This window comes from Prosthecobacter sp. (assembly GCF_044226605.1).
In the GTDB taxonomy this organism is placed as follows: Bacteria; Verrucomicrobiota; Verrucomicrobiia; order Verrucomicrobiales; family Verrucomicrobiaceae; genus Prosthecobacter.
The window spans coordinates 1-22,050 of record NZ_JBGAGS010000017.1; the positions used below are offsets into that span (position 1 = coordinate 1).

The following is a 22,050-nucleotide window of genomic DNA, read 5'->3' on the forward strand; positions in this document are numbered from 1 at the left end:
GGCGCAGGGCCTGATTGATCTCGTCATCGTAGTCGCCGGGCGTGAGGACGCCTTCGCGATATTTTTGCGCCATGTTGAGAGAGCGGTTGAGGAGGTTGCCCAGGCCGCCGGCGAGTTCCTTGTTGTAGGACATGTCGATGCGCTCGCCGCTGAAATCGGCGTCGTAGCCGGTGGCGATGTCGCGCATGAGGTAGTAGCGCAGGCCATCGGGCGTAAACGTGTCTGCGAGCACGTTCGGATCGATGACATTGCCGAGGCTCTTGCTCATCTTGGCACCCTTCACATTCCACCAGCCGTGCACGACGAGCTTGGGGATCTGTTCGTCGGGGAAGCCGAGGGCGTGCAGCATGATGGGCCAGTAAACGGCATGCGCGGGCACGAGGATGTCTTTGCCGATGATCTCGGCATCGGCGGGCCAGATTTTTTCAAACTGCGGCAGGCCTTCATTGCCCACTTCATCGGCCAGATAACCGGCGAAACTGATGTAGTTCGTCAACGCATCAAACCACACGTAGTTCACGAATTTCTCGTCAAAGGGCAGGGGGATGCCCCAGCTCAGGCGCTCGAGTGGGCGAGAGATGCAGAGGTCCTGCGCGGCGCCTTCGAGGGAATTGAGCACATCATTGGCGCGATGCGGCGGATAGATGAAATCGGGATTGCCACGGATGTAGTTTTTCAGCCACTCCACGTGATCGCTGAGGCGGAAGTACCAGTTCTCCTCCTGCAGTTCCACAACTTCGCCCCACTCCTCGCCGAAGCTGCCATCGGGGCCGCGTTCTTTGTCGGTGAGGAATTGCTCCTGACGCACGGAGTAAAATCCGGCGTAGCTCTTTTTGTAAAGCTGGCCGCAGTCGTGCAGCTTTTGCAGCATGGCCTGCACCACGCGCTTGTGCTTGATGTCCGTGGTGGCGGCCCAGCCGTCGTAGCGCACGTTCAGCTTGTCCCACAGCGCGGTGAAGTGCTGCGTGACGCCATCGACGAATTCCTGCGGTGACTGCCCGGCTTTGTCGGCGCTTTTTTGCACCTTCTGGCCGTGCTGATCCACGCCGGTGAGGAAGTACACCTCGCGACCATTGAGGCGCTGAAAGCGCGCCATGACATCGGCCAGCACCTTCTCGTAAGCGTGGCCGATGTGCGGCGGCGCATTGGTGTAGTCGATGGCGGTGGTGATGTAGTAGGGCTTCATGGTCAGGCTCAAGCCCTTCCATGCCTCCCTTCGAAGCTCAATTCAAGTGCGGCGTGAAATACGCTGGGAGCGCGGCGGATTGATGCCGGGAGCGAGGCACTCCGATGCCGCTCTGGTCAGCGTTCACGCAAACATACCTCCGCTCCAAACACCTTGGACGGCGGAATGGAGTGCATGGGTGTCCGCGGCAGCGCAAAGAATGCGGCATCGGAGTGCCGCGCTCCCAGGGGGCTCCGCTCAGCGGGGCTGCACGATGGAGGTGCTGGGCTGCAGCAAGGCCACCAGAATCAGCAGGGCGACCAGGCACATATAAATGGCAATGATGATGCCGTAGAACTTCCAAAAGCGCCGCTGCTCCGCGAGAGCCTTCGTGAGGTGCGTAAACGACTGCGATTCCGCAAGCCGGGAAATGTTTGAGGCGTAATTGCTCAGCTTCAGCGTGGGATAAACGATGAGCATGCCCGTGACGCCATAAAAGAATGCGGTGGCGACAAGGAAGCCCCATCCCAATGAGGAACCCATGTCGGACATTGTTTTCGCGATGACGGTATGGGTGGCGAGGATGATAAGAACGACCGCAATAAAGAAAATGCACACGAGCCACATCAGCACCGAGATGAATCGCACCCAGGGCTTGGTGCCATTGAGTTCCGCAATCACGGGATAAGGCACTCCGCCGGTGGTCGGTTTTTGGGGCATCGCCACACTGGCGGTGGGGGCGGCATAGGGATTGACGCCTTGGGGCTGCGGTGCCACGGGCTTCCGGATCGGAGCGCTGGCGGGTGAGACAATGGTGCGGGTCTGCGGGGGAGCAGCTGCGGGGGCAGTGCTGGCGGGTGCCGTGGCGGTTCCGGCGAGTTCTGGCAGAGCCACCCAGCCGTCCATGCCCTCGCGCCAGCCCCAGTCGGTCGCCTCAAAATAGCCGGACTTCAGGCCTTCCTGAATTTGTGAAGCGTCAAAGGAGCCGAGTTCTTCGCCGTCTCGGGTGATTAAATAGTCGCTCATAGGTGTCCGGCCTTTAATGCCTGTCCTGCCTGAGTGTCGAGGTTTTTTTGATCTCCTGGAGGGGCGGAAAATCGAAACCGTGTCGCAAAGAGACACCCGAACAAAAGCGCCAGTGCAGCGCACAGGTGAAGAAGCGTGAGAATGCCGTAGAACCTCCAAAAGCGACGCTGCTCTGCCAGTGCCGCGGCGAGATCCGCTGGAGACTGAGTCTGGGCCAGCCGGGCGATGTTTGCGGCGTAGTTGCTCATCTTCAGCGCGGGATAGAGGATGAGGAAGGTGAGAAGTGTGCTGCCGGCCGCCAGGAGTAGGGACCGAGCGTCTCTGCCAAGGTGCTGCAGGTGCAGGCCAGTCCACGGACCCTCTCCATTTACTGCCAGACCGAGGCTGGCCAGGATCATGAGCAGGCAGCCGATGGCCATGAGAGAGGAGATGAACCTCAGCCACGGCCATGTATGGGAAAGCTCCGAAAGCACGGCGGGCGTCACCATGGCACCTGCCGCCGCCCGGGCCTGGGCCATGGTGGCGGCGATGGGATTGAGGGCCAGAGGTTTGGCAGTCTCCGATTCTCCGATGGCAGGGGCTGAAGCGGGAGGCACCTGAACGGGTGCGGGCGACTGGACGGAATCCGGCGCCGGGGCGGAGCCGACGATTTCGGTCAGCACCTTCCAGCCGTCTGCTTCGCACCAGGCGAGATCTGACACACGGAAAAATCCTGTCTCGAGGCCCTTTTCTATCTGGGAGGTGGTGTAAGTGCCAAGTTCCTGGCCTTCGCGGGTGATCAAATAGGCGCTCATGAGCACCCGACTCCCAGCAGTGACCATGCCCAGATGCCGGGATGTTGAATGAATGTTGTGCCACGAGGCCCGTGGAAAAGGGGCGGTATTTCAGTCGCGATTGACCGGTTCACAAATAGATCAAATCGACGGCCCAAGTGGCAGACTGCATAGACTCGCGACGTGAGTCCGTGTTTCCATGAGCGCGCCGCAAAACGATGGCGCATGAAAGTCCTCGGCGCGGATTCATGGGCAGTGCGACAGACACTCCTTGTATATGGAGACGTCCTGATTTCAGGCTGCAACGAAAGTAAAGCGGCTTGGAACTCAGGCTGGGTGGTGACGGCCAGCCAGCCTGAGAGCGTGTGGGACAGACCGGAGGCACTCCTGATCCTTTGAGATCGTCAGGCAGCCAGTCGCTCACACGCCAGGACAAGCTCGAACTCGAACAGTTGACTGAGCCTGCCACAGGCCATGCCTGCGGTGGAAGCTCGCATCACAAGGAAGAAGTCGAACACTCAAACTCATCCTATCCATGAACACCCAATCTGCCTCAGCTTCAGAGGTTGTCCATATTGGCGTCGATATCTGCGCAGATTGGCTCGACATTCACGGCATTCCCCGCAAAAAGAAAGCCTTCAGGCTGGCTAACACCACCGCCGGCCACCGCAAGCTTGTCGCCATGCTGCCCTCTGGCGTACACGTCATCCTCGAGGCCACCGCGGCTACGAACAGGCCCTCTCGCTGGCCCTGCTGCGCGCAGGCAAGGCCGTAAGCAAGCTCAATCCCACCCGCGTGCGCCATTTCGCCAAGGTCAGCATGAAGCTGGCGAAGACCGACGCCATCGACGCCGCAGTGCTCGCCGCCTTCGGTGCTGCGCTCAAGCCGAAGCCCGACATCCTGCCTGCCGACTGGGAGCTCGAACTCTCCAGCCTGGTGGGCCGCCGCGAGTAGCTGGTCACCGCACGTGCCATCCAGAAGACCCAGCTGCTGCAGCTGACCTGTCCGCAGCTCATTGCCCAGGCCGAAACCCTGATCAAAGCTTGAGCAAGCAGATCGCAGAACTTCATCAAAAAGGTGCTGGACCATGAACACGCACGACAGAAGCCCCGGCGCCTCCAGCAGATGAAGTGCATCGCCGAGGTGGCCGAACTCGGCAGCCTCGACAACACACGCATCGCCTCCCTCGCAGGCCTCGCCCCACACCCCTATGATAGCGGCCCCCATGCGTGGCCAGCGCCACATCCAGGGCGGGCGCAAAAAGGTGCGCCGAGCGCTCTACATGGCCGTAGTGCGCAGCGTGAGCATCAATCCCATTCTCAGCACCTTTGACCGAGGCCTGCTCAAACGTGGCAAACCCTTTGCGTGCTCAACCGTTTGATCGCCGATCCTAACTTCCAACCTGCCAACTGACACGGTTGCTGTCTGTCGATCAGCGCTCACTCAGGGGGGCTCGTCCGCGAATGATCTGCCACAGCCGCCAAGCCAGACGCGGAGGGAAGGGCGTGGGTTCAGTATGTTTGCTGCACGCTGATCGACAGACAGGAGTGTCTGTCGTACCTCAAAACCGCCGGACTTTGAGAATGTCAGTACGCCTTGATTTTTACGATGCCCTCCCCGGTCCACCGTTGGCGGTGGCTGTGGGGTAGGGCGTCTGCGAAGCGTGGAACTAGCGCGGCATCGAAGTGCCGCGGTTCCTGCGCTACTTCGGCAGCATCGTCAGATACTGGTCGTTCATCTGCTTCACCTTGGTGCGCATGGGTTCCAGCTGGGGCTGGAGCTTGGCGAGTTCGGCGGTGGCTTCGGCGATGATTTTGTCCTTCTCGGGGATTTCCTTGGTGGCGGCGGCGATGGTGGCCTCGGCATCTGCTTTCTTCTTCCTGGCACCTTCGAAATCGCCGTTGGCTTTGGCTACTTCGGCCTTCTTGGCGTCGAGCACTTTCTGCTCGGCATCCAGCTTGCCGTGGGCGGCGGCGTAGGTTTGTTCGAGAGGAGGCAGTGCCGTTTTCGCGGCGGCGATGGCGGCGTTGATCGGAGCAATCTTGGCGGCGTAGTCTTTTTCAATGGCGGCGGGAGCGGCCTGCTTATCGGCGAGGGCTTTGCTCTGAGCTTCCATTTCCTTCTGGATGGCTTCGCGCTGGCCACGCAGGGGAGCAGCCTGTTTCTCGGCGGTGGCGAGTTCGCTCTTCGCCTGGGCGAGCTGCTGCTCGGCGGTCTTCACGGCAGCCAAGGCTTTGTTCACGCTCTGGGTGCTGGCAGCGCTGGCGGCCTTGGCGGCATCGCGGGCTTTGGACGCATCATTGCGGGCGTTTTTCTTGGCGGCGGCTTCGCCTTCGGCTGCCTTGACGGCATTGGCGATGTCAGCAGCGGCCTTTTCAGCGGCGGCGACTTTGGCCGTGAGTGCGGCGTCTCCCGCTTTGGCGGCGAGTTCCTTCTTGGCTGCGGCCACGGCATCGGCGGCGGGCTTGCCTTTGCCACGGGTGTCGTTCAGGGCCTTTTCAGCGGCGGTCTGAGCGGTCGTGGCAGCGGCCAGCGCGGCTTCCGCATCTTTCTCGGCCTTGGCCTTGGCGGTCTGATCTGCAGTGGCGTCTGCCTGGGCCTTTTTGGCGGCGGCCAGTGCGGCATCCTTTGGAGCGATGGCGTCCTGCTTGGCCTTCACGGCTTTCTCCGGGGCGTCGAGCTTGGCACTCACATCCGCGAGGCTCTTCTTCTTGCCTTCAATGACCTTGGCGATGTCCTCGGCGGCCTTCTTGGCAGCGGCGATGGCTTCGTCTTTCGCTTTCGCGGCGGCGGCGAGTTCGGCCTCCTTGGTGGTGATGATGGTCTTCTGCTCGTTCACCTTGGCGGCAGCAGCGGCATCGGCATCACGTGCGGGCTTGATGGCGGTTTCCAGTCCGGCCTGCTCGCCCTGCAGTTTTTTCAGCGTGGCTTCGAGACCTGGCTGCGCAGCAGTGGAAGCGGCGATGGCTTTCTTGGATTCTTCAATGCGCGCAGCTGCAGAAACCTTGGCGGCTTCGGCGTCTTTTTTGGCCTCAGTGAAATCGTTGAAGTCTTCTTCGAGCTTGGCGAGTTTTTCTTTCTCGGCCAGCACGCCCGTATTGAACTGGGCTGCCTTCAGAGCGGTGGGAACCTTTTGCAGGACGCCGATCTCATCGCTGGCGGATTTTGCGGCGTTCTGCGCTGCGGCGAGGGCGGTCTTGCCGGCGGCGGCGTTGCCTTCAGCACCTTTGATGCGATCCGGGCCTGCCTTCACGAGGGCGGGAAGCTTGGGCAGTTCGGCCTTCTTGGCGGCGATGCCGTCGGCGGTGGCCTTGATCTTGGCGTCCGTCTCGGTGATCAGCTTGTCGAGATCCGCAGGGGCAGCAGGTGCTGCACCAAGTTCGGCCTTGGCTTTGGCCAGAGCGGCGGTGAGCTGGTCGGCCTTGGCCTTGGCGGGAGCGATCTTCTGCTGCTCGGCCTTGGCGGCGGCGAGCTTGCCTTCACTGTCTTTGACCTTGGCGGTCAGCGCGGCGTCTCCGGCCTTGGCGGCGAGTTCTTTTTTAGCGGCTTCCAGTGCGGTGCTGGCATCTGCCACGGCTTTGTCTGCGGCGGGCAGCTTGGCGGCCTCTGCGGTGACGGGGGCAAGCTCCTTCTCCTGAGCGGCAATCTTCGCGGACTTTTCAGCGAAGGCCTTGATGGCAGCGGTGCGCGCGGCCTTGTCCTGATCGGCCTTGGTGCGTGCGGCTTTCAGAGTGGCGAGGGTCTTTTCATCGTTGGCGATCTCCCCGGGGAGATTCTTGCTGCGGGCCTCGGTGGCGGCGACTTCGGCGCGGACTTTGGCCAGCGCTTCATCGCGGGCTTTGGCATCGGCCTCGGCGGTTTTGATGGCGGCCTGCAGGGCGGGCAGCTTTGCTGTAAGCTCCGCGGTGCGCTGCTCGGTCTGCACGATGCGCTGGGCGATTTGCGAGGGATTGCTGGTGAGCTGTCCGATTTCTGCGAGCTGAGGTGCGGCAATGTTCCAGAGCTTAATCTCGCCGCGCCAGTTGGCGGAGATGGCGGACTTGGAATCAAAGAGCGCGACCACTTTGGTGACGAGATCTCCCTGGCTGGCGGCTTCGCCGAGCTTGTTGCCATTGATGTCCCAGACGCGCACGAGGCCGTCGTTGCCGGAGGAAATGATCTTGCCATCCGGAGTGAAGGAGACGGACTGCACACCGCCACCATGCGCGGCCCAGTTTTTCACTTGCTTGCCCTCGTTCATTTCCCAGGTGCTGATGGTGCCGTCCATGGAGCAGGAGGCGAGGATGTTGGAGTCAGCACGCCAGGCCACGTCCACGCAGGAGCCTTTGTGCTGGCCGAGGATGTAGAATTCACCGCCGTTGTCGGCTTCCCAGACATTGACATTGCCGTTGCGGTCGCTGGTGGCCAGCAGCACGCCATCGGGGCTGAAGGCTGTGCTCATCACCCACTCGGTGTGCTTGTTGATGACGTATTCCTCCTCGCCGTTGGCGGTGTTGTAGACCTTCACCTTTTTGGAGGGGCTGCCGATGACGATGAGTTTGTGGTCAGGACTGATGTCTGCGGACATGACCTGGTCAAATTCCTTGCCGACTGCGGTGATGCGCTTGCCGGTTTTGACATCCCACACCACGGCGTGGCCAAATTTGCCACCGCGGCCGCCGCCCATGACGAGCAGGGAGCCATTGCGGCTGAAGCGAAGACTGCGGGCGTATCCTTCGGTGTAGGGGAAAATGCCGACGAGCTGCTTCGTGTCGGTGTCATAGAGCAGGATCTGCTTGGGCGCAGCCAGTGCCATCAGCGAGGTCCAGGGGCTGGCGGCCATGGCGGTGATGGCCGTGGTGTGCTGGGTGACGATGACGGGTTCCAGCAGGACGTGCTCGGGCTTGGCGATGGGGCCTTCGGGCTTGCCACCGGTGACGGCCACGGACATGTCCACCTTCGGTTTGGAGGATTTTTTAGCGACGCTCGACTTGGTGTCCAGCACTCCGCCTTTGACCCACGCGGCGATGAGATCGAGATCCTTCGGGCCCAGAGGGGCGCCTTCCGGTGGCATGAAGGGCTCCTCTTTTTTGGCGCAGGTGCTCCAGATTCGGCTGCTGTCAGGGTTGCCGGGATCGACAATGGAGCCGCCGCCGCCGCCGGTCATGAGTGCACCGAAGCTGGTGAGGTCCAGGTCCCCTTTTTTCTTGTCCGGATTGTGGCAGGAGAAGCATTTGTTCTCCAGCAGCGGACGGATGTGGTCCTGGTACGTGATTTTCTCCCCAGAATCCTGGGCACGAAGGGACACAGCGGCGAGGGCCGCGCAAGTCAGCGAAAGGGTGGTTTTGGACAGCATAGGTAGGGACACCGGGAACTACGCTCCAAGGAGGCGTGGACTTTCGGCGGCAGTGAGGGACTGGACAAATCTTGTCATTGCCCGCCCGGATTTTGCCAATACGCGTCATCCCGCCAGTGGGCGCAGAGGTTTCTCTGCTGGAGAAAGTTGCGGATGACGATGGTCAGCATCGTGACTGCCATGACGATGAGGGCCCATATGGAGACAAGCTCCAAAGGTGTGAGATGCCCGCTGGCATCGACGGGGCTGGAATCCTTCGTTGCGATGAGGTTCAGGGGGACGTGAATGAGAATCAGCGTCTCCATGACGATCAGCAGGGGGCCAAAAGGGACGTGGACATTGATGACATCCCGGCGTTTGCGGCTGTAATGCCGCAGGTCCCGGAGGCAGAGCAGCGGCATGAACAGGCTGGCGATCGGTACGAACCACCAGAGTCCTGACGCATTGCTCCGGCGGATCATGTCTCCTCCGTAAACACGCTTCAGGGAGGCAAAGGCACAGCCCTGCCACACGGCGACGGCGATGGCGCTGAAGAGCGTTGAGAAAAGGGCGGACTGATAGCCCACCGCCACTGAGAAAAACTGAAGGGATTTTGGCAGCCATTTTTGCTCATTTGCCGCATCCAGCGCCTCGGGAAGCCGCATCAGAACCAGCGACCAGCTGAAGATCTCAAAAAGCAGTGCAGCGCTGCAGAGGAACATGCCGAACCAAAGGGCGGGGTGCAGGCTGGGCTCCGGCTGCACATTCAAGTCAGCCTGCGGTGGTGCATAAACTGCGGCTGCCGCAGGCTGGGTCTCATCAAAGGGCTGGGCATTCGTGTACGGCACCGCAGCCTCAGTTGACGGCGCGTCTGGCAGGGCTGGCATGCCTGCCATGACTCCGCCCAGAGCGATCCATTCTGCCTCCCCAGCCTTCCTCACCCGGGTGTCGTCCTGCAAACGCCCGCGTTTGTGAAGGCCGTGCAGCACAACACTGCTGATAGGGCCAAAGGTGGTCTCGCCGCGCTGATAATACCATTCATCCATGGAAGCCCGGAGCTAGGCGCTGATGCCGGACAAAAGCAAGGACCAGACTTGGAGAGCGGGCTGTCCGCCTCGCTCTCCGGGGTCGCACGTGGCCGGGGTTTACTTGCCCAGCTTGTAGATCGCTCCGTTCCAGTCGAGTACCAGCATTTCGCCGGCGGCGTTGGCGCAGAAGGCGGTGGGCTTGACCAGGATGGTGGGCTTCTTTTTGGGATCAGCGGCGGGAGTCTGCGGGCTGGTGTAGAGCAGGTCATTGCTCAGCTCCTTGCCGCTGTCGTCCGTCTTGAGTGCCCAGACTTTGCCGAGGATGAAGTCACCATAGACGTACTTGCCCTGGAGCTCGGGCAGGGCCTTGCCGGTGTAAACGATGCCGCCCGTGATGCTGAGGCCGTCGGCATGACTATAGGCGTGGACGGGCTCGATGAGCTTAAGGTCGGCAGGGGGCGTGTCGGTGTTAAGCGGGAAGGCGGCGGGGCCTTCGCGGTATTGCCAGCCGTAGTTGCCGCCGTTGGTGATCCAGTTGATCTCCTCCCAGATGTCCTGACCCACATCGGCGCACCAGAGGTGGCCCTTGGCATCAAAGCTCAGGCCCCAGGGGTTGCGGATGCCGTTGGCGTAGATTTGAGGCAGGGCGTTCACGCCGCTGGCATAGGGGTTGTCGGCGGGAATGCCGTAGGCCTTGGCGTAGTCGCGGTTGTCCACGTCGATGCGGAGGATCTTGCCGTAGAGCGTGGCATTGAGCTGGGACATCTTGAGCTCGCCGTTGCGCTTCGAGTTGTCTCCCACGCCGATGTAGAGGAAGCCGTCGGGGCCAAAGAGGATGTTGCCGCCGTGGTGGTTCCAGTTCACCAGCGGGATCTCCAGCAGGCTGCGCTCGGTGCTTTCGTCCGCCTTGTCGCCCTTCGCTTTCATCTCGGTGATGACGAGGCGCTTGGGCTTCTGCATCGTGTAGCAGAGGTAGAAGAGGCCGTTGTCCTTGAACTTGGGGTGGAAGGCCAGGCCATTGAGCCCTTCTTCAAAGAGGCCGTCCTTGGCCTCCATGCCACGCGGGGAGAGATCGAGGAAAGTCTTCGCCTCGCCGCCTGCCTCGTCCTTGGGCAGGATGAGGATCTGCCCGCGCTGCAACGCCAGAAACTCACGTCCGCTGCCATCCTCCGGAATCACCACCGCGATGGGGCGCTCGGTTTTGAGCTTTTCATAAACACGGGTCAGCTTGTGGGTATCGGCAGCGAGAGCCGCCGAAGAGAGCAGGGCGAGGCAGAGGAGGGAGCGCATAAGATAGGAACGAGATAGTCAGTCTATGCGGGGCGAGTCTTGCAGGGCAATGATGATTTTTTGCGATGGGGCAGGGAGGAGGGTTGCCATTTCAAAGCCCGCTGGATAGGCTGCCGCCATGAGTCCGGCTGTCCTTCGTCTGCAAAGAAACATGCTGCTGATCATCGCCAGCCTCGGCATGGCCTCCTGCACCTCCGCTCCAGCGCCCGCTCCTCCCGCGAAGCCGGACAAACCGGCGCAAAAGAAAGATTACTCAGCTTTGCGCATCGGCGGCAGGCAGGAGCTGAAACTGCCCGGCATCGGCGTCATTCATGCGGACAAGCGTGAGGAAATCGCAGGTAGTGAAGTGTTGTTTACGGGGCGTGTGTTTCTTGAGATACCGCCTTCGGGAGATGCTGGCATCTCGGGGAAAACACACTATGCCTACGCCGAAAAAGCCCGCTGGAGAGGGACCATGGGCATGCTCTTTCTGGAAGGATGGTCGATCATCGAATTTGATCGTAGGGTGACCGAAAACGCTGCCGGCAGCCGGGTGATGTTCGAAAAGAACGGAAAGATCACGACAGTGGGGAATCATGAGACCTCTTTCTATTGAGGCGGCCCAATCTTTCGACCTACGACTCGACTGCCCGCCAGCCGGCACCTCACCGCGCTCGATGTGAGTGCCACCCGGTCATTGACCGCCCGCGGTTTGCTTCTATCCTGCGCGTCCTAAATTATTCCATGAGCAACGCAACAGCCATCACCCCCACACGTGCCCAAGATTTTCCTGAATGGTACCAGCAGGTCGTTCGTGCCGCCGACATGGCGGAGAACTCCGAGGTGCGCGGCTGCATGGTCATCAAGCCCTGGGGCTACGGCCTGTGGGAGAGCATTCAGCGCCAGCTCGACGCGAAGTTCAAGGCCACCGGCCATGTGAACGCGTATTTCCCGCTCCTCATTCCCCTGAGCTATCTGGAAAAAGAAGCGCAGCATGCCGAGGGCTTTGCCACGGAGTGTGCGGTCGTCACGCATCATCGCCTGGAGGCGCAGAAGCAGCCCGACGGCACGACGAAGATGATCCCCACAGGCGAGCTGGCCGAACCCTTCGTCATCCGCCCGACTTCGGAAACCATTATCGGTGCCGCCTTTGCCCGCTGGGTGGAGAGCTATCGCGATCTGCCGCTGCTCATCAACCAGTGGTGCAACGTCATGCGCTGGGAGATGCGTCCGCGCCTTTTCCTCCGCACCGCCGAGTTCCTCTGGCAGGAAGGCCACACCGCGCACGAAACGGCGGAGGAAGCGATCGAGGAAACTCGCACCATGCACAAGGTGTATGAGGATTTCATGCGCAACCACCTCGCCATTCCGGTGATCCCTGGCGAGAAAACCGAGCGCGAGCGCTTCCCCGGCGCGGTGCAGACCTTCACCGTCGAAGCCATGGTGCAGGACAAGAAGGCCATCCAGGCCGGCACCTCCCACTACCTGGGGCAGAATTTCTCCAAGGCCGCGAACATTCAGTTCCTTGGCCGCGACAACACCCGCCAGCTGGCCTATACTACGAGCTGGGGCGTCAGCACGCGTATGATCGGCACGCTGATCATGGCGCATGGCGACGACGATGGCGTGATCATCCCTCCCCGCGTGGCCCCCACGCAGATCGTCATTTTGCCCGTCACGCCGAAACCCGACACCCGTCAGGAAGTCATCGACGCCTGCGAGGCGCTGGCCCAGACGCTGCGCACGCAGTCGTTCGCCGGCGAGCCGCTGCGCGTGCATGTGGACAAACGCGACCTGCAGGGTGGCGCGAAGAACTGGGAGTGGATCAAGAAGGGCGTGCCGATGCGCCTCGAAATGGGACCGCGCGACATCACCAGCCGCAGCGTGGCCGTGTGCCGCCGCGATCAGGGACCCAAGGCCAAGGAATTTGTGCCGAAGGAAGACTTCATTCAGTCCGTCACCGAGCGCCTGCAGGAGATCCAGGACGCCCTGCTGGCCCGCGCCACCGCACTGCGCGATGCCAACATGAAGAAGCTGGAAACTCTGGAGGAGTTCAAAGCCTTCTTCGACGAGAAATCCGAAGGCGGCTTTGCTCTCATGCACTGGGCCGGGAGTAGCGCCGAGGAAGAGACCCTCAGCAAGGACATGAAGGTCACCATCCGCTGCATCCCGCACGGCGATCAGTTTGCCGAAGAAGGAAAATGCTTCCTGACTGGCAAGCCGAGCGCAAGACGCGTGGTGTTTGCGCGGAGTTATTGAGAAGGCCGCGGGCTGACCAAAAGCGCGACAGCGTCGTGGAGTGCGGTGGCAGAGATGCAAGGCGCAAGCCTGCATCGACGGCACCGCTTTCGTCAGCCGGACAAACGTTTGTCGAACTGTGCGCATTCTTCACAGCCTCGAAAGCGGTGTGGCGCTTCGCTTCCCACCGCACTCCAAGACGCAAAGCGCACGCGAATGCTTTGTGCGCCCCCTCCTCAGCGCAGAATCTCACCCTTCGTCACATCTCCTGGCACGTCCAGGAGCATGATCTGATTGATGGTTTTGAACTGCTTGTGGTCGGCGACGTCCCAGACGATCTTTTTGTCGCGGGTGACTTCGATGACCTGGGCCTGCTCGCCGATGTGGCCGTGGCCGAGGTAGACGCAGAAGACGGTGTTGCCATTGGGCAGGCGCTGGCAGCCGGCCATGAGGCGCAGGGTGTTGCCGGGGAGGTCGTTTTCTTTGAGCTGCCACACGATGTTCTCCTTGGCATCGAGCTCGCGCACTTCGTGCCCGTCGCCGCAGGTGATGAGCAGGTGGGCATCGGGAAGAGGCACGACTTCATGCGGATCGCCGGGGACTTTGATCTGGCGCAGCACTTTGCCCTCGCCATCCAGTTCGACGATCTTGCCCTCGCCTTTGAAGGCGACGAGATAATGGCCATTGGCGAGCTTGCGCGTGCCGCGGAATTGATTGTGCAGCTTGATCTCCGGCGCGGCGGTCAGTTTGATCTCCTTGGCGATTTTGCCTGCGCGATCCACCTCGATGATGCGGCTCGTTCCGCATTCCACGATCATCACCTTGCCATCCGGCAGTGGCTGGCAGGCGTGCACCTCCACTTTTACATCCGTGGGGGCCTTGTACTCCCAGACGATCTTCTTGTCAGGCGTCACCTCAAGGGCGCCGCTGACAAAGCAGAAGAGGTAGTTTCCATTTGGCAGCTTCCAGCAGTCCTGCGGGCTTTTGCAGTCCCACTGCCACTCGATTTTGCCCTCGGCAGAAACCACGCACACCTTGCCGCCGCCGTAGTCGCAGCAAAGAAAGGGATGAGCTGCGTGCGCGGTGGTGATGAGAGCGAAGAGGGCGGCTAGGAGGCGAAGCATGGCGGGTGGTCGGTTGGAACAGTGCCGACATCAACGCATGCAGAGACGCTTTTGCATCAAATCACAGCGCCGGGGGCTTCAAAAAACTCAGCGTATGAAATAGCTCAGGTTTTCCAGTTCCACCGCCAGATCCACGCTGTTCACCACGACGTGCTCCGGTACGTCGAGCACCGTGGGGGAGAAATTTAGGATGGCCTGGATGCCGTGCTGCACCAGTTCATTGACCACGGACTGCGCTCCATTGGCGGGCACGGTGAGGATGGCCATTTTAACATTCTGGCGGCTGATGAATTCCGCCATGGCCGTCATGGGCAGGATGGGCACGTTCACCTGGGGCAGTTTGCGGGGGGAAAGGTCAAAGGCTGCGGCCACTTCGAAGCCCTCCTTGCGGAAGCCTCCGTAGCGCAGGAGCGCTGAACCGAGGTTTCCGACGCCGACAAGGATCACAGGCTGCAGTTTGTTCTGCCCCAGCACATCGCCGATGGTGCCGCTCAGCGCGTCCACATTGTAGCCCAGGCCCCGGGTGCCGAGTTGCCCAAAATAGGCCAAATCTTTGCGCAATTGCGTGGACTTAACCCCGGCCGCCTTGGCCAGGGCCGCCGAAGAAACGGTGTCCACCTGGTTTTCACGCAGGCGCTGGAGGCAGCGCTGGTAGATGGACAGGCGATAGATGGACTTGCGGGGAATGTCTATTTTGGCGGGCATTGGCTGGAACAATGTGAAAATTCACCCGAAAGCAGTGGATGTCAAACGAGCTAGGGTAACAGCCTATCAACGTTGTGGCCCTGCCTGAGGATCCGGGGTCTTCCGGACGGTGGGTGCGTCCGGGATGCGCTGCGCCGCCGGAATGTGCAGGTTCTGCTCCAGCATCTTTAAGAATTCGATGAGTCCCGGGGTGGCCTTTTTCTCGTCGTAGAGCTTTTTCAAGATGGAGTAACCCTTCTGCCAGGAGGCCGGATCGTTGGATTGCGCATAGGCATAGCCGGCGAAGCGCTCGGTGTAATTGAGGCCGCCATGCTGGAACGAATTCCAGTAGGCATCTCCGGAAGCTTTGAAGTCCTTGCTGCGGTTCCAGTGGGTGTCTCCGAGCTTTTGCCACAGGCGGGCATTGTCCGGCAGGACTGTGAGGCCCTCGTTCAGAATGGCGATGCCACGCTTCACATAGTCACTGTAAAGCTGGCCGCGCAGGGCGGGTTTCAGCTCCTGATTGTACAGATAATATGAGGCCGCATTGTAGGCCATGTGCCAGGAGGCCTCGTCCCAGTAGCGCGGATTGCGCGGCTGCAGGCGGGTCACCAGCCGGTAGTAGCTGTCCACCTGTGCCCAGTTCACGTTCGTGAATTCCACATGGGCACGCAGCTGAAAGATACTGGCGGCCAGCCCGCGCAATCCGCCGAGCACCGCGGCCAGTCCCATCTGTCCCATGTTTTCTCCGACTCCCATGTGGAGAGGCTCATCCACGAGCTTCATGGCCCGCAGATGCTGCGTCGTTCCCTGCTCGATGGGCAGCTTCACCAGGCCAAAGACCAGCAGGACGGCGGCGGCTTGAAGTTTGCGTTTCATAGCTCCTTCTCCGCAAAGACCAGGTGGGTGACGAACAGATAAACCGTGATGTACATCGCGGCGATGCCAGACATCTCATACACGGCTGCCAGCGGCACGATCTCGCCATTCACCACGCTGTCCACGATATCAAACTGGGCGAGGTCAGGAGCAATGGTGGCCAGTGCCAGGGAGGCGACGCGCTTGGCGGTGGAGCCCAGGTGCGGCTGAAAAAAGAACTCGCGAATCAGCGACTGACCGTGGCCGATGATGGTCATGCAAAAGGAGATCACGATGGTGAAGAGCGTCGAACTCGAAATGCATGAAATCAGCAGCGTCAGGGTGGTGACCACGGCCGCCTTCAGGAAGATCGCGAAGACCGCCCAGTGCAAGTTCAAGGTGAGGCCCTGCCTGGCCACGATGGCCTTCAGCTGCGCCACAGCTTCAGGAGTCGCCTGTTTGTCGGCCTCCAGGTGGGCGATGGCAGCGTCAAAGAGCAGGTGCTGCTGCATCCACAGAATGAGGCTGAGCATGGCATCCATGATGAGCAGACCCGAGGCGATGAGCAGCAGCACGCCGAAGAGCTTGCCCAGCAGGTAGTCAAACCGCGGCACTGGCTTGGACAGGATGGTGTAGAGCGTGCGGTCCTCGATGTCCTTGGGCAGCAGGAGCGCGGTGGCGACGATGCCGAACACGATGCTGAACAACTGCAGCGAGCCGAGCGACCACGTTTTGAGCTGGCTGAGCTGCTGCTCGGGATTGAAAGCGGAGAAGCCAAAGCTGACGCCCACCAGGAGGATGCAGAACAGCACCAGGAAGGGCAGGATCTTCATGCGCATGAGCTGCGTCATGGTGGCAAGCGCCATGGTCCACACGCGCCAGGGCGAGAAGCTCACACGGGCCGTGGTGACAGCGACTGGACTGGGGGAGGCGGTGCTCATGATTTTTTCGCTTCGTTCGTGGCTTCGAGAAACAGGCGCTCCAGCGTGGTGCGCGGATTGCCGCTGCGCAGCAGCCGTGTGTCGCCGCCTTCCGCTTTGATCAGGGCCTCGATTTTTCCCAGCAGGGCAGGGGAGGCATTCTCCAGCACCATCTCAGTCTGGTTCTCCACCGAAATCAGATCCTGCAGCCGGCCTTCGCGCACCATGCGCCCATGCGCCATGATGCCCACGCGGTCGCACACCTCCTGCATCTGCTCCAGCAGATGAGAGGTGACCAGCACGGTGATACCGCGCTTACGGAATCCGATGATGAGATCCCGGATGGTGCGGGAGCCGGAAGGGTCCACGCCCGCGGTGGGCTCATCCAGCACGAGCAGCTTGGGCTCATGGATGAGAGCCTGCGCCAGGCCAAGGCGCTGCAGCATGCCTTTGGAGTAGCCGCCCACACGCCGCGTGGCCGCATCTTCCAGGCCGGTGAGCGCCAGCATTTCATTGGCGCGCGACTTCAGCTGGGCACCGCTCATGCCGCAGAGCCTGCCGTAGAAGTGCAGAGTCTCGCGTCCGTTCAGGTGCTTGTAGAAATACGGGTTCTCTGGCAGAAAGCCCACGCTGTGGCGGCTGGCCACCTCCGTGCTCGGGATGCCGAAGATGCTTGTGCTGCCTTCAGTGGGTTTCAGCAGGCCCAGGATGGCCTTCATCGTCGTCGATTTGCCGGAGCCATTGGGGCCGATGAGGCCGTACACCTCGCCAGCCTCCACCGTAAGCGACACATCATGCACGGCACGGAAGGCACCTTTGCCGATGTGGCCTTTGAAAATCTTGGTCAGGTGATTGACTGAAACAGCGGGCGTGGCGCTCATGTTGGTGGGGGCAGGATTAATCACGCAGAATGCTGAACCCGCGCAAGCTCGGGTCTGCGGCGATGGCATTAACCTCGCGCCCTTTGATGTGGGAGCCCAGGCTGCTCTGCTGAATGTCTTCCAGAAAAGCCTCCAGCTCATCGGCTTCAAAAGCCTGTGCGACCATTTCCACGCGGCCATCGGGCAGGTTTTTGACCCAGCCGGTCACATCAAAACCGGAGGCAATGCGTTTGGTGCTGTAACGAAAACCGACACCCTGAACGCGGCCGGTGTAGAAAACATTTTTGGCGGTCATCATTTGATCAGAAGTTTCAAGGCGGTCCTGGCGTCTTCGCTGGCCGCCTCGATCAGCAGCACTCCGGCTTCATCGCGATTACGCAGCAGGCTCACGAAACGGCCCTGCGCGGTGAATTCATTTTCGCCCTTGGTTTCGTAGCGCTGCTTCAGGCAGTTGAGCATCGCTGTGTAAAACGCATCGGCGGAGGCTTTGTCCATGAACAGGGTCTGCCATGCGGCGTGGTCGCGCTTGGCACCGCCATCCGCCGTCCAGGCCAGCAGGCGGTCTGCCATCAGTCCGCGCGCACCCAGAGCTGCGTGTTCATCGTCGTTGTAGGTGCGCAGTGCTGTGACGCAGGCGAACTTTCCCAGCTGGTCATCGAGGTAAGGTGCCACGCCTTTGAGCTTCACGTCATCCAGCTGCACCGCCACAGGAGCGGCGTGCTCGGGATCAAGATACACTTCAGGCTCGATCACCTCCGCAGTGCTGAGGGGCGGGCGGCTGTAGGCGGCATTGAGCTGGGCAAAGCTGCCCGCGCTGTGCAGGGTCTGGGCAAAGTCAAAGCCACGGCTGAACGGAAACAAATAGAGCTCGCGGAGAAAGGCTGGCATGGGCACCTGGTTTAAAGGGTGGTCGGGGTCTTCGGGCGGAAGGTCGTCCTTCGCCTCCGAAGTGGGATTTTGCATCGAATGCAAAAAGCGTGTGAGCGCGGCGTCGCCCGTGATCAGGGAATCGCGCGCCAGTCGCGCGTCAGTCTTGAGCGGTCCGTGCTGGGGCTGAAACAAAATGCCGCCGTACTCGCGCAGCAATTGTCCGAAGGCGATGCCCAGAGGTTCATTGGAGGTGATCGAAGGAGCGGAGGCTGTCGCGGGCTCGATGGTGAACATGGTTTCGGACGTTTCATCATACCAGCCGCCCAGCTGACGTGCCAGCATGGCGGCACGCATGGGTAGCGGATCGATCGCCTCGGGAATCCAGCCGAGCGCGGCGAGCCCGCGTGCTAGCTTTTTAGCTTCATCCTTTGGCTGCTGACGTTTCAGCCAGGCCAGAATGACGAGCTCCACCTCCATCTGGCTCACCTCCGTGGTCACCAGCGGCAGCGCATGCAGCTTGCGCATTTTCATCATTTCGAGGCCCATGCCGACGAAGTCCGGTGGGACGTCATCATCATTCAGGTCCATCTTCGGGACATTCTTCATGCCCAGCGTGCCGAGCTTTTGAATCATCTGCGCGTTCTCATCCTTCAGCACGTCATTCTGCCCCTGAAGATATTCGATCTGCCCTTCGAGCAGCACGATCTGCTTTTTCAGATCTTCCACGAGTTTGTCCGAAGCCGCATTTGGAACGCCGCCTGCCTTTGCAGGGGCTGCGGGCGGTGGGTTAGACGGTGCTGCGGCAGCCGGCGGCTTGGCGGGTTTCGCTTCCGGCAGCAAAAATGCAGCCGCACCTCCGAGCGCGAGGAGGATGAACAGCAGGACGGCCGGATTGAGTTTCATCGTGAAACCATGCAGCGGGAAAGCGGTGCGGGCAATACGGCGCGCAGTTTTTCCGCGTACTTTTCCGCTTGGCGATGTCCTGATCCAATTCAACATACAAGGCAACGGGCGGAGCGCCCGCACCCACCCATGTTTCGCTGGCGATTCGGCAATCACGACCTCGATCTCACCCATCGCGGTCTCATCATGGGCATTGTCAACGTGACGCCGGACAGCTTTTCAGATGGCGGCCGGTTCAATGATCCGGGCCGCGCCGTGGAGCACGCCTTCACTCTGCTGGCGGAAGGCGCGGACATTCTCGACATTGGCGGAGAGTCCACACGCCCCGGTGCCGAGCCAGTGGAGGAGGCCGAGGAACTGCGCCGCGTGCTGCCGGTGATCCGTGCCGTGCGCTCGCAGACGAAGGCGCTTATTTCCATCGACACCATGAAAGCCGCCGTGGCCCGCGCCGCGCTGGATGCCGGAGCGGACATCATCAACGACGTCACAGGCCTGCGAGGCGATGCCGCCATGCCACGTGTAGCGGCTGATTCCAAGGCGGGCCTCGTCGTCATGCACATGACAGGCACGCCGCAGACCATGCAGAACCGCCCGCAGTACGACGATGTCGTGGCGGCGGTGGGGGACTACTTTACGAACCGTCTGAGCGTGCTGCAAAACGAAGGCGTCGATCCCGAGCGCATCGTGCTGGATCCCGGCTTCGGCTTTGGCAAGACCTTGGAGCACAATCTCACGCTGATGCGCGAGCTGCCGCGTCTTTCCACGCAGCGCCCGCTGCTTGTGGGCATCTCGCGCAAATCGACCATCGCCCGCATCGTGCATTCCGATGCCATGGAAGACCGCTTCTGGCCCACCGTTGCGCTGAGCGCCTATGCCCGTGAGCACGGGGCGCGCATCGTGCGCGTGCATGACGTGAAGCCGAACCGTGAGGCTTTGCGAATGATGGAGGCGATTTTGGAGCCGGCTCGGTAATACAAGGCGTAGCCATGAACGACGAACCAGACAACTCCCGCCCGAGTTCCAGTTCGTCGGCCATTTTGGCTCTCGTGGTGGCGCTGCCGCTCCTCTATGTGCTTAGCATCGGCCCCGCAGCCTACCTTATGAGTAAATTCCGCGCCGGACAAGGAGTCGAGGACGCGGCCTCTGCGGTCTATGCTCCGATTCTTTGGTTGCATGAGCATACTCCTATGAAGCAACCCATTGAAAGCTACATTGATTGGTGGGAAAGGCTGGCCAGAAGGAGGTGAGGGATGCTGGCGCGTAAGCTTGCCTTGGTCCGGCGAGCCGTGATCAAACTCCAAACAACGGCACGCCCAGCTTCTGCGCAATGCGCCTGGGCCTCCGCATCGCTTCGGCCATGCGCTGCGCTTCATCCGTGCCGCGCAGGTCTTTGCAGTCGGGGTGGGCTTCAGCGGATTCGATGAGGCCAAGCTGATGCAGCACATGGGCGGTGCTGTGCTTGTAGGGGGATGCGCTCATGCGGTCATCCAGGCGGAAGACGAGGTCCTCGAAGGATTGGAAGGCCTCGAAGAGCTTGTACACACGTGTGTCGAAGCGGCCAGTGCCGGTCTTGAATTTTTTGTCGGCCACGCTGTCCAGCAGCCACATGTCACGTGCGGCGCAGATGAGCGGGCAGGCGCTGACGCCGGCACCGATGAGCAGCGGCAGGCCGAGCTTGATGGCGGTGGCGATGCCGTAGTCGTCGCCACTGTGCGGGGAGAATGGCAGGTTCAGCCCTTTGCACATGGCGGCCCAGTAGTGGAAATGCGGTTCGTCCAGCGTGCTGACCTTGCCTCCCACATAAGCCGGATGCAGCGCGATCTCGTGGAACAACCACGGATCAAACGGCGTGGCCCAAGGCACAAAGGAAGGCTCCAGCGCATGCGCGATTCCGGGGCGTATGAGGTGCTCGGCGATCTGGAAGTAAGCATCTCGGCGAGGCTCGTTTTCCAGCGTGTTGAGCAGCTTGCTGGTCATGATCATCATCTCGCAGTTGTCATGCTCCTGCGCGATGTCCAGCAGGGGCCAGTAGCGCTCGGCTTTGAAGGCGGTGTCGTTTTCAGCACCGCGTGCAGTAACTCCCGCGATGAATTTTTGCTTTGGAAACTCTGCCCGGAAGCGGTTCAGCACCTCGGCGTACAAGTCATTGCTGAGGTCGAAGATATAGCCGGTGTCTGCATTCAGCACGAAGACCATCTCCACGCCGTAGTGCTCACCGCACTGCTGCATCCAGCGTACGCTTTTGGTGAAGCCATCCCAGTCGGGCTTCCTGTCTTTAAACGGCAGCAGCGTGGCCACGCAAAGCCGGGCCTTCGTGGTGTGATCAATGAGCTCCTCCTCGCTCGTATAGGCCCAGACCGTCTCATTCCAGGCGGTGGAAGGCTGGAGGTCGGCGGGGTTGGAAATGAGGGCGCGTGGGTCTGCCATGCGCTCAGTAGAGCACGCCCCGAACTGGCGGCCAAGATGAATTGCGAATGCTGGAGATTGGAAAATCTGATTCAACGAATGATCTTCAGCTGGCCTGCTTTTCCCTCCGGCCAGTGCGCACCTTCCTTCACCCATTTCGCGAGGATCACGTATTCATCCTTTGTCAGACGCTCGCCCACTGCCGGCATGACGCTGACTTTTTGATGCACCGTCTTCACATTGGCCAACAGCAGGCTCGTCTCCGGATGGCCGGGTGCGATGACAGTCCCGAGGGCTTTGGTGCGCAGGGCCTCCCGGCGGTTTTCCAGGCTGATGTGGCCGGGCAGGGCCTTGCGGTTGTGGCACATTACGCATTTGGCCTCCAGCACCGGCTTCACATGGGCGGAGAAATCGACCGGCCCGGATCTGGCAGCGTGAATGGCTGCCGGGCTGAGGACGTTTTCTCCCATGGGCTTGGTTTCCGATTCGGGCGGTGTGGCGCAGGAGGCCAGAACCAAAGCGCAGAAAAAAGAGTGCCAGTAGCGGTGCATGGTGGAAACAGAACTCGGGATGGCATGCATGCAACGGGAA

Annotated in this window: 22 protein-coding genes; 7 read left to right on the forward strand and 15 right to left on the reverse strand. The window is 61.0% G+C overall.

Annotated elements, in window-relative coordinates:
* The 3 genes from metG to ACILSO_RS22285 form a co-directional block, all read right to left on the reverse strand.
* On the reverse strand, positions 1 to 1,186 hold a 1,186-nt coding region (gene metG, locus ACILSO_RS22275; RefSeq protein WP_395739671.1), incomplete at its 3' end, for a methionine--tRNA ligase.
* A gap of 237 nt (positions 1,187 to 1,423) precedes the next feature.
* Positions 1,424 to 2,191: a DUF4339 domain-containing protein gene (locus ACILSO_RS22280; protein WP_395739672.1), complete on the reverse strand. Its 768-nt coding sequence runs from the start codon at positions 2,189 to 2,191 to the stop codon at positions 1,424 to 1,426.
* Entirely contained in the window at positions 2,188 to 2,985 is a 798-nt protein-coding gene (locus tag ACILSO_RS22285) for a hypothetical protein (RefSeq protein WP_395739673.1), read from the reverse strand. Before ACILSO_RS22285 ends, ACILSO_RS22280 begins: the two co-directional genes overlap by 4 nt.
* Before the next feature lie 514 nt (positions 2,986 to 3,499).
* Between ACILSO_RS22285 and ACILSO_RS22290 the strand changes: the two genes are divergently transcribed.
* From ACILSO_RS22290 to ACILSO_RS22300, 3 genes are all read left to right on the forward strand, one after another.
* Positions 3,500 to 3,739 (forward strand): hypothetical protein, encoded by a 240-nt coding sequence (locus ACILSO_RS22290; RefSeq protein WP_395739674.1) that lies wholly within the window; start codon positions 3,500 to 3,502, stop codon positions 3,737 to 3,739.
* Positions 3,718 to 3,918 carry a hypothetical protein gene (locus tag ACILSO_RS22295; RefSeq protein WP_395739812.1) on the forward strand — a complete coding sequence of 67 codons (201 nt, stop codon included), beginning with the start codon at positions 3,718 to 3,720 and terminating at the stop codon, positions 3,916 to 3,918. The genes ACILSO_RS22290 and ACILSO_RS22295 overlap by 22 nt, the downstream gene beginning before the upstream one ends.
* Before the next feature lie 256 nt (positions 3,919 to 4,174).
* Positions 4,175 to 4,345: a hypothetical protein gene (locus ACILSO_RS22300; RefSeq protein ID WP_395739675.1), complete on the forward strand. Its 171-nt coding sequence runs from the start codon at positions 4,175 to 4,177 to the stop codon at positions 4,343 to 4,345.
* 321 nt (positions 4,346 to 4,666) lie between these two features.
* On the opposite strand, the gene ACILSO_RS22305 is transcribed toward ACILSO_RS22300, so the two are convergent.
* The 3 genes from ACILSO_RS22305 to ACILSO_RS22315 all read right to left on the reverse strand — a co-directional run bounded on the left by ACILSO_RS22305 (position 4,667) and on the right by ACILSO_RS22315 (position 10,596).
* Entirely contained in the window at positions 4,667 to 8,299 is a 3,633-nt protein-coding gene (locus tag ACILSO_RS22305; RefSeq protein ID WP_395739676.1) for a c-type cytochrome domain-containing protein, read from the reverse strand.
* Between the two features lie 74 nt (positions 8,300 to 8,373).
* Positions 8,374 to 9,324, reverse strand: coding sequence for a GYF domain-containing protein (locus tag ACILSO_RS22310; protein ID WP_395739677.1), 951 nt, complete (start codon positions 9,322 to 9,324; stop codon positions 8,374 to 8,376).
* A gap of 99 nt (positions 9,325 to 9,423) precedes the next feature.
* Positions 9,424 to 10,596, reverse strand: a complete 1,173-nt coding sequence (locus tag ACILSO_RS22315; protein ID WP_395739678.1) for a PQQ-dependent sugar dehydrogenase — start codon at positions 10,594 to 10,596, stop codon at positions 9,424 to 9,426.
* Between the two features lie 118 nt (positions 10,597 to 10,714).
* Here ACILSO_RS22315 and ACILSO_RS22320 point away from each other — a divergent pair, with 118 nt between their 5' ends.
* Together ACILSO_RS22320 and proS are read left to right on the forward strand one after the other, a co-directional pair.
* The gene (locus ACILSO_RS22320; protein ID WP_395739679.1) at positions 10,715 to 11,191 is read left to right on the forward strand and encodes a hypothetical protein; all 477 of its coding nucleotides are present in this window, start codon (positions 10,715 to 10,717) and stop codon (positions 11,189 to 11,191) included.
* Between the two features lie 128 nt (positions 11,192 to 11,319).
* Positions 11,320 to 12,834 carry a proline--tRNA ligase gene (proS, locus tag ACILSO_RS22325; protein WP_395739680.1) on the forward strand — a complete coding sequence of 505 codons (1,515 nt, stop codon included), beginning with the start codon at positions 11,320 to 11,322 and terminating at the stop codon, positions 12,832 to 12,834.
* Positions 12,835 to 13,049: 215 nt separating this feature from the next.
* On the opposite strand, the gene ACILSO_RS22330 is transcribed toward proS, so the two are convergent.
* From ACILSO_RS22330 to ACILSO_RS22360, 7 genes are all read right to left on the reverse strand, one after another.
* Positions 13,050 to 13,937, reverse strand: a complete 888-nt coding sequence (locus ACILSO_RS22330) for a YncE family protein (protein WP_395739681.1) — start codon at positions 13,935 to 13,937, stop codon at positions 13,050 to 13,052.
* Positions 13,938 to 14,024: 87 nt separating this feature from the next.
* Positions 14,025 to 14,642 (reverse strand): redox-sensing transcriptional repressor Rex, encoded by a 618-nt coding sequence (locus ACILSO_RS22335; RefSeq protein ID WP_395739682.1) that lies wholly within the window; start codon positions 14,640 to 14,642, stop codon positions 14,025 to 14,027.
* 66 nt (positions 14,643 to 14,708) lie between these two features.
* Positions 14,709 to 15,500, reverse strand: coding sequence for a hypothetical protein (locus tag ACILSO_RS22340; RefSeq protein WP_395739683.1), 792 nt, complete (start codon positions 15,498 to 15,500; stop codon positions 14,709 to 14,711).
* Positions 15,497 to 16,420, reverse strand: a complete 924-nt coding sequence (locus ACILSO_RS22345) for a hypothetical protein (RefSeq protein ID WP_395739684.1) — start codon at positions 16,418 to 16,420, stop codon at positions 15,497 to 15,499. Before ACILSO_RS22345 ends, ACILSO_RS22340 begins: the two co-directional genes overlap by 4 nt.
* Positions 16,417 to 17,280 (reverse strand): ABC transporter ATP-binding protein, encoded by an 864-nt coding sequence (locus ACILSO_RS22350; protein WP_395739685.1) that lies wholly within the window; start codon positions 17,278 to 17,280, stop codon positions 16,417 to 16,419. Before ACILSO_RS22350 ends, ACILSO_RS22345 begins: the two co-directional genes overlap by 4 nt.
* Positions 17,281 to 17,296: 16 nt before the next feature.
* Entirely contained in the window at positions 17,297 to 17,578 is a 282-nt protein-coding gene (locus ACILSO_RS22355; RefSeq protein ID WP_395739686.1) for an acylphosphatase, read from the reverse strand.
* Positions 17,575 to 19,053: a hypothetical protein gene (locus ACILSO_RS22360; RefSeq protein WP_395739687.1), complete on the reverse strand. Its 1,479-nt coding sequence runs from the start codon at positions 19,051 to 19,053 to the stop codon at positions 17,575 to 17,577. Before ACILSO_RS22360 ends, ACILSO_RS22355 begins: the two co-directional genes overlap by 4 nt.
* Positions 19,054 to 19,182: 129 nt before the next feature.
* On the opposite strand from ACILSO_RS22360, the gene folP reads away from it, so the two are divergent.
* Positions 19,183 to 20,025, forward strand: coding sequence for a dihydropteroate synthase (gene folP / locus ACILSO_RS22365; protein ID WP_395739688.1), 843 nt, complete (start codon positions 19,183 to 19,185; stop codon positions 20,023 to 20,025).
* A 14-nt stretch (positions 20,026 to 20,039) separates the two neighbouring features.
* Positions 20,040 to 20,300: a hypothetical protein gene (locus ACILSO_RS22370; protein WP_395739689.1), complete on the forward strand. Its 261-nt coding sequence runs from the start codon at positions 20,040 to 20,042 to the stop codon at positions 20,298 to 20,300.
* 43 nt (positions 20,301 to 20,343) lie between these two features.
* Here ACILSO_RS22370 and ACILSO_RS22375 read toward each other — a convergent pair whose 3' ends face one another.
* Positions 20,344 to 21,480, reverse strand: a complete 1,137-nt coding sequence (locus ACILSO_RS22375; protein WP_395739690.1) for a hypothetical protein — start codon at positions 21,478 to 21,480, stop codon at positions 20,344 to 20,346.
* Between the two features lie 71 nt (positions 21,481 to 21,551).
* Entirely contained in the window at positions 21,552 to 22,010 is a 459-nt protein-coding gene (locus tag ACILSO_RS22380; RefSeq protein ID WP_395739691.1) for a c-type cytochrome domain-containing protein, read from the reverse strand.
* Between the last annotated feature and the right edge of the window lie 40 nt (positions 22,011 to 22,050).